This window comes from Solwaraspora sp. WMMA2101 (assembly GCF_049179175.1).
Lineage (GTDB): Bacteria > Actinomycetota > Actinomycetes > Mycobacteriales > Micromonosporaceae > Micromonospora_E.
This window is the reverse complement of record NZ_JBMHMA010000006.1, coordinates 1,788,226-1,802,537: the sequence shown is the minus strand read 5'-3', so window position 1 is coordinate 1,802,537 and position 14,312 is coordinate 1,788,226. Positions and strand designations below refer to the sequence as shown.

The following is a 14,312-nucleotide window of genomic DNA, read 5'->3' as shown; positions in this document are numbered from 1 at the left end:
AACGTCCTGTCAACGGCACGTTAAACAGGTGAACATTTGTCGGTATTTCCGGTCAGACGGTGATGATCTTCCCCGCATCGTGGCCGTGCCAGGATGGACGCCATGGTCAACGGCCCGGTCGCGTTCGTGCTCGGCGGCGGCGGCGTCCTCGGCGCCGTCGAGGTCGGCATGCTGCGCGCGTTGTTCCGGTCCGGGATCACCCCCGATCTCGTCGTCGGCACCTCGATCGGCGCGGTCAACGGGGTACTGGTCGCCGCCGACCCGACCGAGGCGGTGACCCTGCGGCTGGTCCGGCTCTGGGCCTCCCCGGAGGCCAGCGAGGTGTACGGCGACTCGATGGCCCGCCAACTGCGCCGGTTCGCCGCCCGTACCCATCTGCACTCGCCCCGGCCGCTGCGCCGGCTGCTGGAACGCGAACTCGGCGACACCAGCACCTTCGCCGACCTGCGGGTGCCGTTCCACTGCTGCGCCGCCAGCATCGAACGCGCCGCCGAGCACTGGTTCGACACCGGTCCACTGGTGCCGGCGGTGCTCGCCTCGGCCGCCGTACCGGGGCTGCTGCCGCCGACCGAGATCGACGGTGAGCACTTCATCGACGGCGGGATCGTCAACTCGATCCCGATCGGCAAGGCCGTCGAGGCGGGGGCGCGGCGGATCTTCGTCCTGCAGGTGGGTCGGATCGAGCGGCCGCTCAGTCCGCCGCGCCGCCCCTGGGAGATCGCCCAGGTGGCGTTCGAGATCGCCCGCCGGCACCGGTTCGCCAGGGAGTTGGCGTCGCTCGGTCAGGATGTGGAGGTGCACGTGCTGCCGACCGGTGGGGGAGAACCACGCGATGACACGCCCTGGGCGTACCGGGACATGGCCGCCGTCGGCCGCCGGATCAGCCGCGCCTACACGGCGTCGCGGCGTTACCTCAAGACGAACGTGACCGGCTACTGATGCCGCTGCCACCCCGATGGGTACGCCGGGTGCTGCTCGGCCCCGCCGTACTGCTGCTCACCGTCGTCGTGCTGACCACCCTGCCGGTGTGGGTCTTCCTCGCCGCCGCCGCGTCGCTGCTGGTGCCGGGCCGGCTGCGGGTGCTGCGGCTGTTCTGGGTCTTCGTCGTCTATCTGGTCTGGGACGCGGCGGCGCTGATCGCCCTGTTCGGACTCTGGCTCGCCGCAGGCTGTGGCTGGAAGATCCGCAGCCCGACGTTCCAACGTGCCCACTACGTACTGACCGGCTGGTTCCTGTCGTTCTTCTTCTGGCACGCCCGCTGGGCGCTGCGGCTGAGCATCGACGTGGTCGGCACCGACCCGGACACCGCGCTGCCCGGCCGGCCCGAACTGGTGGTGTGCCGGCACGCCGGACCGGGCGACTCGTTCATCCTGATCCACGGCCTGGTCAACTGGTTCGACCGGGAGCCACGGATCGTGCTGAAGGAGACCCTGCAGTGGGATCCGGCGATCGACGTGCTGCTCAACCGGCTGCCCAACCGGTTCATCGCCCCCGGTGACCCGCGCAGTGACCCGGTCGAGACCCAGATCGCGCACCTGGCCACCGGGCTGGACGCCAACGACGCCTTCGTCATCTTCCCCGAGGGCGGCAACTTCACCCCGGGCCGGCGGAGTCGGGCCATCGACCGGCTGCACGCCCTCGGCCTGCACGGCATGGCGGCCCGCGCCGAGTCGATGCGACACGTGCTCGCACCCCGGCCCGGTGGACTGCTCGCGGCGCTGGACGCGGCACCGGACGCGGGCGTCATCTTCGTCGCGCACACCGGCCTGGACCGGATGCTGACCGTGGCCGATGTGTGGCGGGAACTACCGATGGACAAGCGCATCGTGATGCGCTTCTGGTCGGTGCCGCCGGAGCAGATTCCGACGGGACGGGACGAACGCATCGAATGGCTCTACGACTGGTGGGCGCGGATCGATTTGTGGATCGAGAAGAACCATTCCGACACTCGGAGGGCGTAGGGTTCGCCCCGTGGATCAGATCTCCGTTGTGACGACGGTGGTGGATGCCCGCTCGGTCGCCGAGGTGCTCGCCGCCTCGGCGGTCGCCGGTCGGTTCGCCGCCTGCGCCCAGATCGGTGGACCGCTGGCCAGCACCTATTGGTGGCAGGGGCGGGTGGAAACCACCAAGGAGTGGTCGGTGCAGTTCAAGACCGCCATCGATCGTAGCGATCCGTTGATCGCCTATCTACGCACCGCACACCCCTACGACATTCCTGAAGTCCTGGTCGCCGTCATCGACGCCGGCAACCCCGACTACGCACGGTGGGTATTCGAACACACCCGTCCCTGAGTCGTCCACCTGCCGGACTGAGTATCCGCACTCTGTCCCGCGTATCCCGGCATCACCGACGATGCCGTCATGAGCAGTACCGCAGCTACCCGCTATCCGTGCCCGGCCTGTGGCACGCCGGCGAATCTGACCGCCGGCTGCCCAGGCTGCGGGCGGGCACCCGACCCGGTCGCCGCCGAGGTGATCCGGCTCGACGGCGAGATCGCCGGGCTGGCCGCCCGGGTCGAGCAGACCCGGGTGGCGTGGCTGGCGGCGACCCACCAGTTGCGCGCCGCGCAGACCCGCCGGCACCAGCTCGCCAGCCAGGTCCAGGCGGCGGTACGGGCGACGACCGTACCGCCTGCCCGGCCGGTCGCCGCCGGCCCGCTCCCGGCGTCGGTCGCCGGCCCGGTGCCGCTGCCGGGTCCGTCGACGCCGCCGGTACGGCGGGAAGCCTCCACCCGTACGGTGCAGAACATTCTGTTCATCCTCGGTGGACTGCTGCTGGGCACCGCCGCGATCGTCTTCACCGCAGTCGCCTGGGCCAGCGTCGGCGTCGGCGGCCGGGCCGCGATCCTGACCGGTGTCACCGCCGTACTGCTCGCCCTGCCGCTGCTGGCGGCCTGGCGCGGCCTGCGCGGCACCGCCGAGACGTTCGCCGCACTCGGCCTGCTGCTGGTGCTGCTCGACGGATACGCCGCCCGCTACGTCGACCTGTTCGGCGCCGCCGACCTGCCCGGTGCCCGGTACGCCGCCGCGACCTTCGCGCTCACCGGTCTGGTCGCCGCCGGCTACCACCTGCTCACCGGCCTGGCCGCCGCCCGCTTCGCCGCCCTGCTCGCCGCGCAGCCGGTGCTGCCGCTGCTCGCCGTCGACCTGCGCGCCGACGCCGCCGGCACGACCCTGCTGCTGCTCGGCACCGCCCTGGGCACTCTGGCGATGATCGCGCTCACCCCGCCGACCCGGCTGGCGCTGCGGGTCACCGGCTGGGTGGCCGTCGGGGCGGCGCTGACCGCCGCCGGGATCGCCGCCCTGGCCGCTGCCATTCTCGGCCACCCGTCCGGTGCCCCCGCCCTGGCCGGGCTGCCGCTGCTGGCCGTCGCCGCCGTGGTGGTGGTCGCCGGCCGGCTCACCGGCGTACCGGCGCTGCTGGCGATCAGCCTGGCCGGGCTGGCCCCGGCGGTCACCATCGCCGTGCTCCTGGCCGGCACCGTACCGGCGCCGTCGCTGGCCCTGGCCATCGTTGCCGGCACCGCCGTCGGGCTCGCCGCCGCCGGCCGGTACCTGCGCGGTCGGCTACCGGCGGTGGTCCGTACCGGGCCATGGGCGGGTGCGCTGCTGGTGACCGGGCTGCTCGGGATCGGCGTACTGATGACCGCCCTGACCGTCGCCGCCGAAGGCATCGTGGCGGCCCGCCCGCTGTGGCGGGCCGGCACCGGACCGGTCGACGCCCCCGGCGACTGGCAGTTGCCGTTCGCCGTCGTCGCGGTCACCGGCGCGCTGCTCCTGCTGCTGCCCCGGGTGGTCCGGCCGATGCTGCTCACCGTCGGGGCCGCCGTCGGACTACTGGCCGCGCCGGCCGCCGTACCGGTGCCGTGGTGGGCGGTCGCCGCTGCCGGCCTGGTGGCCGGGTCCGCTGCGGCGGTGCGGGCCGCCGGGTCGCGCCACGCCGTCGTCGCGCTGCCCAGTGCGGCCGTCGCCGCCCTGCTGACCGCCCACGCGCTGCTGGTCAGTGCCGGTCGACCGGGCGTCGCCACGGCCGCCATGGCGGTCGTCGTCGGCACCGCGCTCGCCGTCGTCGCTGTCGCCCGCCGCGCCCTGCGGCGGCCCGACGTCCGCTGGTGGCAGGCCCCGATCGGCGGTACCGGTGTCGCCGTCGCGGTCGCCGGCTGGCCGGCCTTCGTCGCGCTCGCCGTGCACACCTTCGACACCCCGGCGGGCTGGCCGGCCCGCGCCGCGGCAGCGGCCGCGATCGGGCTGCCGGTCGCGCTGGTCGCGGTCCGCCGCTGGTGGCCCGGATACCTCTGGTACGCCGGAGCGGCGCTGCCGGTCACCGTCGTCGCCACCCTCGTCGCCCCGGCCACCGGTGCCGTGCCGTACGTGCCAGGGGAGTCCACCGGCGGGTACGCCGCCGCCGGGGCGCTGCTGCTGGCCGTCGCCGCGACCCTCGTCCCCCGGGGCGTGCTGCGGTTCGGCCCCGCCGACCCGGCGGTGAACGGCCCGGCCGACCCGGCAGCGGCTCCGGCCCCGGTGCCCGCGCTGTGCCTGGACCGGCTGTCGCTGCGCGGGCTGCGGCTGCTGCTCACCGGCGTCGCCGCAGCGCTGACCCTGCCAGCAGCGGTCAGCACCCTGCCGGTGCTGGCGGCGCTGCTGCTCACCCCGTACCGCTGGCTGGACGCCAGCTGGGCCGGCGTACCGGCCGGGGTCGGACTCAGCCCGGCGCTGCCGGTCCCGGTCCCCGCCGCCGGGGCGGTCACCCTGGCCCTGCTCGCCGCCGTCGCCGCGCTGGCCGGCCACCGGGCGCGGTACGCGGTGCTGGCCGGTGGCCCGGTCGCCCTGCTCACCGGGCTGGCCGCCCTGGCCAGCGCCGGTACGCCGTGGCCGGTGGTGCCGGCGTTGAGTCTCACCGCCGGGCTGGCCGGGCTGGTGGTCGCCGCCCGGTCCACCGCCGCGCCGCAGGTGGCGGTCACCCTGCTGGTCGGTGCCCCGCTGGCCGGGGCCGGACTCGCCGGTCTGCTGCCCACCCGGTTCGCCACCCTGACCGGGCTGGCCGCCGTGGTGGCCTGCGCCGCCGGGATCGGCGCGGCGGGTCGCCGTACCGCGGTGCGGGTCGTCGGCGGGGTCGTCGCCGTGGTCGCCGGCGGTGTCCTCGCCGCGACCGCCGTGCGCGCCGCCGACCTGCCGGCCCGGGTCGGCGGGTACGCGGTCCTCGCCGTCGCCGCGCTGGCCCTGGCCGTCGGCGCGGTGCTGACCCTCCGGTCAGCCGCCGGGGGCGTACGGGGGCGGGCCGAGTCGATCGGCGTCGAGGTCGCCGGGCACGCCGCCGCTGGCGCGGCCCTGCTGATGACGGTCGGCTCGGCCCGGTACGCGGCCGGAATCTGCACCCTCTGGGGTGTCGTGCTCGGTGCCCGCGCCCTGCTGACCCGCAGCGCGTCGCTGGTCGGGCAGCCGGCGGCGGTCGGGCAGCCGGCGGGCGCGCCGGCCCCGGCGGTGGTGCAGCGGGCATGGCCGTTGGCCGTCGCCGCGCTGGCCAGCGAGGTCGGTGCCTGGTGGCTGCTGCTGACGACCACCCAGGTGTCGCTGACCGAGGCGTACACCCTGCCGGCGGCGCTCGCCGCGCTGGCGGTCGGCTGGTTCACCCTGCGAGCCCACCCGCAGCGGTCCAGCTGGATCTGCTACGCCCCTGGCCTGACCGCTGCGCTGCTGCCCAGCCTCGCGTCGGTGCTGGTCGCCGACGGGCAACCGGTCCGCCGGCTGCTGCTCGGTGCCGGGGCGCTGGTGGTGGTGCTGGCCGGAGCGGCGTACCGCCGACAGGCGCCGGTGATGATCGGCGGCGTGGTGCTGACGGTGCTGGCGTTGCGGGAGGTGGTCGCGGTGTGGGACCTGCTGCCCCGGTGGAGTTTCCTGGCCGTCGGCGGCCTGGCGCTGATCACCCTGGCGGTCACCTACGAACGGCGGCTGCGGGATCTGCGCCGGCTGCGCGGTGCGGTCGGCCGGATGAGCTGACCCACAGGTAGGGGGGTTAACCTCACCACGGATCGGCGGCATGCCTGATGGCTCGGCGGTGCCGGCCCGTACAGACTCGTTGTTGCGTCACCCCACCCACCCCCGCTCATGAGGAAGCCGCCGATGACCGTTGCCGCACCCGCCCGTACCGGCCCGCCCCGCCGGGGCAGTGACTTCGCCGACCTGTCGCGCCGGGTCGCCGAGGCCGGCCTGCTCGACCGCCGCCCCGGCTGGTACGCCGCCCGGATCGGGCTGACCGTCGGGGCCTACCTGGCCTGCTGGGCGGTGCTGCTGGTCGGCGGGGACAGCTGGTGGCAGCTGCTGACCGCCGTGGCGCTCGCGGTCACCGCGACCCAGGTGGCGTTCCTCGGCCACGACGCCGGGCACCGGCAGATGTTCCGTACCCGGCGGGCCAGTGAGACCGCCGGGCTGCTGCTGGGCAACCTGGCGGTCGGGCTCGGCTACGGCTGGTGGATGGACAAGCACACCCGTCACCACGCCAACCCGAACCACGTCGACTCCGACCCGGACGTCGGGGCGGGTGCACTGGTCTGGACCGAGGAGCAGGCCGCCGCGACCCGGGGCTTCGGCCGCTGGCTTGCCCGCCGGCAGGCGTACCTGTTCTTCCCGATGCTGCTGCTCGAAGGTCTCGCGCTGCGGGTCTCCAGCGTCCAGGCGGTGATCAACGGTCCGGTGAAGCGCCGGGCCGTGGAAGGGGTGCTGCTGGCGGTGCACACCGCCGCGTACCTCGGTCTGGTCTTCGCGGTGCTCTCGCCGCTGCGGGCGGTGGTCTTCATCGTGCTGCACCAGGCGCTGTGGGGTCTCTACATGGGTTGTGCGTTCGCGCCGAACCACAAGGGGATGCCGATCTTCGGCCCGGACGACGAGCTGGACTTCCTGCGCAAGCAGGTGCTGACCTCGCGTAACGTGCGCGGCGGCGGGTTCGTCGACGTGCTGCTCGGTGGGCTCAACTACCAGATCGAGCACCACCTGTTCCCCAGCATGCCGCGGCCGCATCTGCGCTACGCCCAGCCGATCGTGCGCGGCTACTGCCGGGAGCTCGGCCTGCCGTACACCGAGGCCGGGCTGACCGCGTCGTACGCCGAGGCGCTGCGCCACCTGCACGCGGTCGGTCGCCCGCTGCGCTGACCCGCTCCGGTGCGGCGGTGACCGTCGTGGTCACCGCCGCACCGGCCGGCACACGCTGCCGATCAGCTGTCGAAGATGTCCAGCATGTCGTCCGACATGTCGATGATCTCGCCGGTCGGGACCTCGACGGCGACCGGCTCACCGAAGTTCGCGTAGCTGATGGTGATTACGCCGGCCTCCGACGACACGCTCTCCGCGTCGATGACCATCTCGACGAGCCGGCCCTCGGCGTCGAGGGTCGCGGTGAACGGTACGGCCTTCGCGGCCTCGCCCATCTCCGCCGTCAGTTCGGCGTCGGCCTCCGCCGACTTGGTCATGTCGATGGTGCCGGTGATCTCGGTGTCGCTGCTCCACGTCGCCTCGGCGACGCTGGCCACCATCTCGGCGGGGTCGCCGGTCGGCATCATGCTGAAGGCGGCGTTCTCCGGCAGCTTCGACGTGTCACCCTTCATCCACACGTCGGCGAGCTCGGCCATGTCGGCCCCGCCGAGCTGCATGTAGACGTCGGCACCGAGCTGGCGCAGCACGATCGTCATCGCCTCGCCCTCGCCGCCGAGGTTGATCTCGATGTTGGACTTCTCGCTGGCCGGGTCGAGGTCACCGACGATCTCCATCAGGACGCCGTCGGCCTCGGTGCCCAGGCTCATGGTGAGCCGGGCGCTGCCCTCGGCGTTCTTCGCGACGGCGGCGGCGAGCGCCTCCTTGGCGTCGCTCCGGTCGTCGGCGGCCGACTCGGCGCTGCTGTCGGGGGACGGGGAGCCGGTGTCAGCCGTGCCGCCGCAGCCGGAGACCGCGAGCGAGAGCGCGGCGACGACGCCGATGCCGGCGGTCGTCAACCGTCGAATGCGCATAGAAACTTCCATCCCTCGTGAGTGGTGGCCGTGCGGGTGGCGCCGCAGCTGGTAGCGCGCAGGCGTGCCGGATGCGTAGGGCGCACAGTCGGGTCCGCCGGCCGATGCCGGGTCAGACTACCGGCACCCGCAAGTCGATTGTGCTGAGTGCGAGACTGCACGCCACCCGGACACCGGGTCACCGCGTCACCGCGTCACCGCGTCACCGGGGACACCGAGTGCGTTCCGATGGTATTCCTGTGTGGAATAATTATTCCACACAGGAATACCGTCGGAATCCGTTTCGGTCTGTGGCGGCGTCACCGTCCGTTACCGGGGCGCAGGGGGTGGCTCCTCCCCGGCCGCTGCCGGCGCCCCTGCCCTGGCCGCCTCGGGCACCGCCGCTCGGGGGCCTCGCCCCGGGGCCTCGCCCGCAACGCCACCGCGACTTGACCTCTCGGCGGCCGGCAGAAGGTAAGGTCAGCGGCATGGCAGAGGTGCTCGACACCGCCCAGGTGCAGGCCGCACTCACCGGGCTGACCGACTGGTCCGGCGACGCGACGGCGATCACCCGTACCGTCTCGTTGGCGACCTTTCCCGACGCGATCGCCGTCGTGACCCGCGTGGCGATGACCGCCGAGGAGATGGACCACCACCCGGACATCGACATCCGGTGGCGGACCCTGACCTTCCGCTGCAGCACCCACTCGGCACACGGCACCACGGCCCTCGACATAGAGTTGGCCCGCCGCATCGACGAGATCGTCGCCGCGCAGGGCTGAACGGGGAACGGGGAGGTACGCGGTGAGATTCGAGGTCAGCAAGGTGCTCGACGCGATCGAGCGCCGGTTGAGCACCGACCCGGCGACCGCACGCGCCGTCGTGGACCTGGCCGAGGTCGTGCGGTACGCCGACTTCGACAACGGCCGTCCGGCCAACATGCTGCGGCTCGGGCAACTCATCGACGCCCTCGGCCGCAGCGTCGCCGAGGAGAACGTCCCGGTCTACGTCGTCGTGCACCGGGGTCTGCTCTCCGACGCCGATCTGACCTCCAACGAGCGGATGGTCGCCCGCCGATGGGCCGACGACGGGCTGGTGGAGGTGCTCGCCGAGCCCGCCGACCGGGTCCTGGAGGTCGCCGAACTGCTCGGCCTGCCGGTGCTCAGCCGCAACCGCTTCGACGGGCTGCGCGGGCGCTACCAGTGGTTGGGCCAGCCCGGCCGGCTGCTCGCCCCGCTGCCCGGCCACGGTGGTCCGGTGCTGACCGCCCGCGTCGGCGGCGACACCGCCCCGGCGGTCGCGGAGCCGTCGCCGGCCGGCGCGCAACTGCTGGTCCGGCTCTGGAGCTGCCCCGACCCGGAGTGCGCCCTGTTCGGGCGGATGCGGGTCGGCCGCCCCGGCGGGCAGCCGCCGCCGACGCTGCGTACCGGGCAGCCGACCTGCCCCCGGCACGGGGAGCGGCTCACCGAGGCGGGGGCCCGCCCACCGGCCGAGGTGCTGTCGATCCGCATCGACGGCATGGTCCGGCAGCGGTTCGTGGTCTCCGCCGACCATCCGGTGGTGGTCGGCCGGGCACCCGAGCGCGGCGAGGGCATCATGCTCGGCCAGTGGCTCACCGAGGAGGCGCGGCGCTGGATCAGCCGCAGCCATGTCCGGTTCGAGCTGCACGGCAAGGAGCTGGTGCTGCAGGACATCAGCACCAACGGCACCGGCGTACGGCCGGGTGGCTCGACCGACGACGAGGAGCGCCGTACGGTCAAACGCCAGGCCCGGCCGTTGCAGCCCACCGACGTCGTCGAGCTGTACCCGGGGGTGCACATCGCCCGCTCGAAGGTCTGGGCCACCGGTGGGGTGTCGAACCCGACGTCGGTGATGGCCGACGCGCCCACCATGGCGATGCGGATGATGGACCGCTCCTGACCCGTCGCTCTCAGCCGAGGTGGTCGGCCGGGGACGTCTGCAGCAGCCAGGCCAGCGGCATCTTGGCGCTCTCCTGGTAGGTGCCGTACGCGGTGAGCCGGTGCAGGGCGACGGTCTGCGCACCGTCCCGGTCGACAACCCAGTACTGCGGGATGCCCGCCGCCGCGTACTCTCGGACCTTCGTCACCGCGTCGATGCCTTCCGAGCCGGGCGAGACGATCTCGATCACGAGCGCGATGTCGATCGCCGCCGACCAGACGCTTTTCGGCGGGGGCTTCTGCCAGACGCTGATGTCCGGGATTCTGCCACCGTCTCCGTCCGGCCCGGGGATCCGAACCCCCGCCGCCTGCAGCACCTGCTCGGCCGGCCAACCCGCCATGATGAACCAGGCGCACAGCCGGCTAGCGGTCACCGCGTGCTCAGAGTCGGGTGGGGGCATGACCGACAGGACCCCTTCAGGGCTGGTCTCGTAGCGGTGGCCGTTCGGGTCGGCGGAGTTCATCGCGGCCGCGTCGTCGAGCGTGACAACGGCAGGCATGTGCATGCCGACGGCCTCAGCGCTCATGCGCCTCATTGTAGTGGTCAACGCCGTTGACGGGGCGGGGGCGCTCGACGACACCGGGGCGGGTCAGCGCGGTCTTGTAGACGGCGATCGCCACCATCCGGCCGTCCCGGCCACCGGCGACGACGGTGCCGATGATCCCGACGACCTGCGAGTGCTCCTGGTCGAGGCCGTAGCGGATGTCGGCGACCCGGACGATCATCGACCGGTCGGCGTACACCCAGTCGGCCTTGCCGAGGCGCAGCGTGTCGCCGACACGGAGCAGTTCGTTACGCGACATCGTCACCATCCCCATTCCCATCGGCTTCATCGTCGGGGGTCACCGGAGGCCACAGGCCGGCGAGATAGAGCACGGCCATCACCCGCCGGGCCTTTCCCGGATCGTGCCGGAGCAGCACCGCGAGCGCCTTCGTGAACGGCTCGCAGAGTGCGGCGGAATTGCACACCCGGCATTCGGCGAGTCGGCTCGGCAGATGCGTGCTGACGATTTCCCGGGCGCGCCGTACCACCGGATGATCAACTGACAGTCGGCCGCTGTCCGGTTTCGGTGCCGGGGCGGATGCCCGTGCGCCGACCAGCCGGAACCGTGGATCGTGTTCGAGGTCGGTCTCGCCGGGATTCCGCCGGGGAAGTGGCGGTCGGTTCGGCGTCGGATCATGATCCTTTTCTCCGCCGGGCGGCGTGCCGATCGAGGTGTAGCGGGCGAGGCGGGGTGTGCCGCCGATCCCGTCGTTGCGTACCACGTGGTCTCCCTTGCCGCCGTCGAAGCGCCTCTGGTGATTTCCACCCTGGACTGTGCGACCTCGACACGGAATACTCAGTTCACCGATTGCCATGCGTCAGCCATTCCAGCGCGTACCAATGGATTCCAATGGAGGCCAGGAGATGAGCGAGCTTCAAGATCTGTTACGCAGTGAGCGCCTCAAGCGCAACCTGACCCAGGCTCAGGTGGGTGAGGCCATCCGGGTCAGCAATTCCCTCATCGGCGCGTTCGAGACCGGCAAGTCGATCCCGCTGCCGGACACCGCCGTCGACCTCGACCGCATCTACGAGACCGGCAACCAGATCCAGCGGCTGTCCCGGACCGCCCGGGAGGACGCGCAGGCCCTGTGGCTGCGCTCCTGGCTGGAGAGTGAGCGCCGCGCGCTGGTGCTGCGCTCGTTCCAGCCGCTGGTGATCCCGGGGCTGCTGCAGACCGAGGCGTACGCCCGCGCCGTCCTCACCGCCGGCACCCGCACCCGGCGGCGGCTCGACGAGGCGATCGCCGTCCGACTGGAACGCCAGTCGGCCACGCTGGACCGCGACGAGGACATCCAGTTCACCTCGATCATCGCCGAGGCGGTGCTGCGCCAGCCGGGCGCCTTCATGAAGGATCAGCTGGAGCACCTGGTCGACATCGGCCACCGCTCGGATGTGCAGATCCGGGTGCTCCCCGCCGACGTCGGCATGCACGTCGGGCTGGCCGGCGCGTTCGTCGTCGCCGTGCTCCCCAACGACCGGCGGATCGGCTACCTCGACGACCATCTCGGTGGCCGGATCGTCACCGAGGCTCAGGACGTGCTCGACCTGGAACAGTCGTGGGATGCTGTGTCGGGACTGGCGCTCACCGTCAGCCAGAGCCGCGATCTGATCGGGAGGATGATCGATGAGCACGAGTGAGCCGATCTGGCGTAAGTCCAGCCGCAGCAGTCCGAACGGCGGCGACTGCGTGGAGGTGGCCGACAATCTGCCGGGCCGGGTGCTGGTGCGCGATTCGAAGGACCGGGCCGGTGGCACGTTGGCCTTCGCGCCGGCCGCCTGGTCCGCCTTCGTCGCCCACACCCCGTCAGCCGTACGCTGACCCACCCCCAACGCCGCCCCACCCGCCCTCGGGCATGTGCGCTCAGCCGACCGGCTCGCCCCCATCTCATCAGCGGGCGAGCCGGTCGGACACCATCGAGTGACCGGTGGCGGGACAATGCTGGTGTGGCAGCGTGGGCTGACGGCGCGCTGGCGGTGAGCCGAGCCCGCCGTCGTTATGATTCGTGGTAGTTGACGATGTGTTGGCCAGGATCGGGGACTGGGACGTGGACGAGTTCGGCAGGGCGGGGCGTGGCGCACCAAGCGGGTCGCGTTACGCCGACCAGCGTCCGTACGTGGTCAGCGAGAACCTGGACGATCTCCATGGCCCGGTCAGTGGGCAGGTCACGTTGAGTAGAAGTCTGGACTGGTCGGGGCGGGCGCAGTACGACCTGGCCAACCCTCGCAGGCTCGCCAGCATGTACGAGACAGTGCTCCGCGAAGCGACGACAGTGGATGACCTTATTCAATGGCTGGACGGCCCGACGCTGGTCCGCATCTGGCCTACGCTGGTCCTGCCTCCACAGGTCCGGCAGGTGTGGGAGTCCAAGCACCAGGTTCTCGCGCATGCGCGGCAGGCCGCCGCGTAGTGCCGCACGAGACTCACCCACTCCATCGACAACTGGCTGAAATCGGTCTGCGAGCGGGCGGACCCTTCGGCTTCGCGTTGGCCGGCGGCCATGCGGTGGCAGCGCATGGGATCCTCGATCGGCCGAGTGAAGACGTCGATCTCTTTTCCGACTGGCAGCGTCGCGCCGACTTTCCCCAAGCTGTTGACGTCCTCATCGCTGCCTACGAAGCCGAAGGATTCAACGTCACCGTCGATCTTCGGCTGGACACTTTCGCTCGACTGCACATCAGTCACGGCGATGCCCCGGGCGAGCAGCACCGCGTCGAACTTGTCGCGAACTGGCGCGCGCAACCGCCCGTTGAGATGCAGATCGGCCCGGTGCTCCACCCTGACGATGTGATGGCAGGCAAGATGGACGCGCTCTACAACCGCGCGGCAGCACGCGACTTCCTCGACATCGACGCCGCCGTAACACGTGGCCGGTACACCCATGACGAGCTCTGCGCACTTGCGACAGCCGCAGATGCTGGCTTCGACCAGCAGCTCTTCGCACAGATGCTCGGCTCGATCGCACGGTTCGATGACCAGGACTTCATCGACTACGGGCTCGACGCCAACGATGTGGCCGCATTGCGTGACCGGTTCGGCGCCTGGCAGGCTCGGATCCGGGCCCAGCTCTCCGGGGCCGCACCGCGATCTGAACGTGAGGATGATCGATGAAAACGAGTGAGCCGATCTGGCGCAAGTCGAGCCGCAGCAGCCCGAACGGTGGCAACTGTGTGGAGGTCGCCGACAATCTGCCGGGCCGGGTGCTGGTGCGCGATTCGAAGGACCGGGCCGGTGGCACGTTGGCCTTCGCGCCGGCCGCCTGGTCCGCCTTCGTCGCCCACACCCCGTCAGCCGTACGCTGACCACCGGGGCCGGCATGCGCCCGCCGGAGCTTCCATTAACGCCGGTCGGCCTGACGCCGGTCGACCGGTCGCACCGTGCGGTGCTCGGCAACCTGGGGCAGCTCTACCGGTACGACCTCGCCGAAGCGTACCGTCACCTGCCGAACGCGGACGGCACCTACAACAATCGCCGTCTCGACCGCTTTCTGGCCGGCGCGGATCCGGACACTCGGGCGTGGCTGATCACAGTGGCGGGAGAGCTTGGCGGATTCGTCATGGCGGGCCGGGCGGATGAGATCGCCTCGATCAACGATTTCTTCGTGGTCCGGCCGTTGCGGCGGACCGGGGTGGGACGTGTGGCCGCTGGCCAGGTCATCGCCGAATGGCCGGGCCGGTGGCGGATCGTATTCCAGGCGTACAACCCAGGAGCGCAGCCGTTCTGGCAGCGGGTGGCGACCGACGCGGTCGGACCGAGCTGGCGCCAATCCGAGGTGGCGTCGGTGCCGGGCGTACCTGCGGATATCTGCCTCAGCTTCGACACGCTGCGCCGATGA

General features: G+C 72.0%; 17 protein-coding genes. 13 read left to right on the top strand and 4 right to left on the bottom strand.

What is annotated here, in order from left to right; translation table 11 throughout:
* Positions 1–102: 102 nt before the first annotated feature.
* From ACN28F_RS08860 to ACN28F_RS08840, 5 genes are all read left to right on the top strand, one after another.
* Positions 103–939: a patatin-like phospholipase family protein gene (locus ACN28F_RS08860; RefSeq protein ID WP_421357441.1), complete on the top strand. Its 837-nt coding sequence runs from the start codon at positions 103–105 to the stop codon at positions 937–939.
* Complete coding sequence (locus ACN28F_RS08855; protein ID WP_289207553.1) at positions 939–1,961, top strand: 1-acyl-sn-glycerol-3-phosphate acyltransferase; 1,023 nt, start codon at positions 939–941, stop codon at positions 1,959–1,961. Before ACN28F_RS08860 ends, ACN28F_RS08855 begins: the two co-directional genes overlap by 1 nt.
* 10 nt (positions 1,962–1,971) lie before the next feature.
* Positions 1,972–2,292, top strand: coding sequence for a divalent-cation tolerance protein CutA (cutA, locus tag ACN28F_RS08850; protein ID WP_289207552.1), 321 nt, complete (start codon positions 1,972–1,974; stop codon positions 2,290–2,292).
* Positions 2,293–2,361: 69 nt separating this feature from the next.
* Positions 2,362–5,997, top strand: a complete 3,636-nt coding sequence (locus ACN28F_RS08845; RefSeq protein WP_421357440.1) for an SCO7613 C-terminal domain-containing membrane protein — start codon at positions 2,362–2,364, stop codon at positions 5,995–5,997.
* A gap of 123 nt (positions 5,998–6,120) precedes the next feature.
* Positions 6,121–7,146: a fatty acid desaturase family protein gene (locus ACN28F_RS08840; RefSeq protein WP_289207550.1), complete on the top strand. Its 1,026-nt coding sequence runs from the start codon at positions 6,121–6,123 to the stop codon at positions 7,144–7,146.
* A gap of 62 nt (positions 7,147–7,208) precedes the next feature.
* On the opposite strand, the gene ACN28F_RS08835 is transcribed toward ACN28F_RS08840, so the two are convergent.
* Positions 7,209–7,997 (bottom strand): hypothetical protein, encoded by a 789-nt coding sequence (locus tag ACN28F_RS08835; protein ID WP_421357439.1) that lies wholly within the window; start codon positions 7,995–7,997, stop codon positions 7,209–7,211.
* A 467-nt stretch (positions 7,998–8,464) separates the two neighbouring features.
* Between ACN28F_RS08835 and ACN28F_RS08830 the strand changes: the two genes are divergently transcribed.
* Complete coding sequence (locus ACN28F_RS08830) at positions 8,465–8,758, top strand: 4a-hydroxytetrahydrobiopterin dehydratase (protein ID WP_289207549.1); 294 nt, start codon at positions 8,465–8,467, stop codon at positions 8,756–8,758.
* Positions 8,759–8,780: 22 nt separating this feature from the next.
* Positions 8,781–9,896 carry an FHA domain-containing protein gene (locus ACN28F_RS08825; protein ID WP_421357438.1) on the top strand — a complete coding sequence of 372 codons (1,116 nt, stop codon included), beginning with the start codon at positions 8,781–8,783 and terminating at the stop codon, positions 9,894–9,896.
* Between the two features lie 10 nt (positions 9,897–9,906).
* Here ACN28F_RS08825 and ACN28F_RS08820 read toward each other — a convergent pair whose 3' ends face one another.
* Genes ACN28F_RS08820 through ACN28F_RS08810 form a run of 3 tightly spaced genes read right to left on the bottom strand, consistent with a single transcriptional unit; the run spans position 9,907 to position 11,201 of the window.
* The gene (locus tag ACN28F_RS08820) at positions 9,907–10,461 is read right to left on the bottom strand and encodes a Uma2 family endonuclease (protein WP_289207547.1); all 555 of its coding nucleotides are present in this window, start codon (positions 10,459–10,461) and stop codon (positions 9,907–9,909) included.
* Complete coding sequence (locus tag ACN28F_RS08815) at positions 10,451–10,738, bottom strand: hypothetical protein (protein WP_421357437.1); 288 nt, start codon at positions 10,736–10,738, stop codon at positions 10,451–10,453. The genes ACN28F_RS08820 and ACN28F_RS08815 overlap by 11 nt, the downstream gene beginning before the upstream one ends.
* The gene (locus ACN28F_RS08810) at positions 10,728–11,201 is read right to left on the bottom strand and encodes a hypothetical protein (RefSeq protein ID WP_421357436.1); all 474 of its coding nucleotides are present in this window, start codon (positions 11,199–11,201) and stop codon (positions 10,728–10,730) included. Before ACN28F_RS08810 ends, ACN28F_RS08815 begins: the two co-directional genes overlap by 11 nt.
* A 142-nt stretch (positions 11,202–11,343) precedes the next feature.
* Between ACN28F_RS08810 and ACN28F_RS08805 the strand changes: the two genes are divergently transcribed.
* From ACN28F_RS08805 to ACN28F_RS08780, 6 genes are all read left to right on the top strand, one after another.
* Positions 11,344–12,117 carry a helix-turn-helix domain-containing protein gene (locus tag ACN28F_RS08805; protein ID WP_421357435.1) on the top strand — a complete coding sequence of 258 codons (774 nt, stop codon included), beginning with the start codon at positions 11,344–11,346 and terminating at the stop codon, positions 12,115–12,117.
* Entirely contained in the window at positions 12,104–12,298 is a 195-nt protein-coding gene (locus ACN28F_RS08800) for a DUF397 domain-containing protein (protein WP_421357434.1), read from the top strand. The genes ACN28F_RS08805 and ACN28F_RS08800 overlap by 14 nt, the downstream gene beginning before the upstream one ends.
* Before the next feature lie 226 nt (positions 12,299–12,524).
* Positions 12,525–12,887: a hypothetical protein gene (locus ACN28F_RS08795; protein ID WP_289212303.1), complete on the top strand. Its 363-nt coding sequence runs from the start codon at positions 12,525–12,527 to the stop codon at positions 12,885–12,887.
* Positions 12,887–13,588 (top strand): nucleotidyl transferase AbiEii/AbiGii toxin family protein, encoded by a 702-nt coding sequence (locus tag ACN28F_RS08790; RefSeq protein ID WP_421357433.1) that lies wholly within the window; start codon positions 12,887–12,889, stop codon positions 13,586–13,588. The genes ACN28F_RS08795 and ACN28F_RS08790 overlap by 1 nt, the downstream gene beginning before the upstream one ends.
* Positions 13,585–13,779, top strand: coding sequence for a DUF397 domain-containing protein (locus tag ACN28F_RS08785; protein WP_421357432.1), 195 nt, complete (start codon positions 13,585–13,587; stop codon positions 13,777–13,779). The genes ACN28F_RS08790 and ACN28F_RS08785 overlap by 4 nt, the downstream gene beginning before the upstream one ends.
* Positions 13,780–13,793: 14 nt before the next feature.
* Positions 13,794–14,312 carry a GNAT family N-acetyltransferase gene (locus ACN28F_RS08780; RefSeq protein ID WP_421357431.1) on the top strand — a complete coding sequence of 173 codons (519 nt, stop codon included), beginning with the start codon at positions 13,794–13,796 and terminating at the stop codon, positions 14,310–14,312.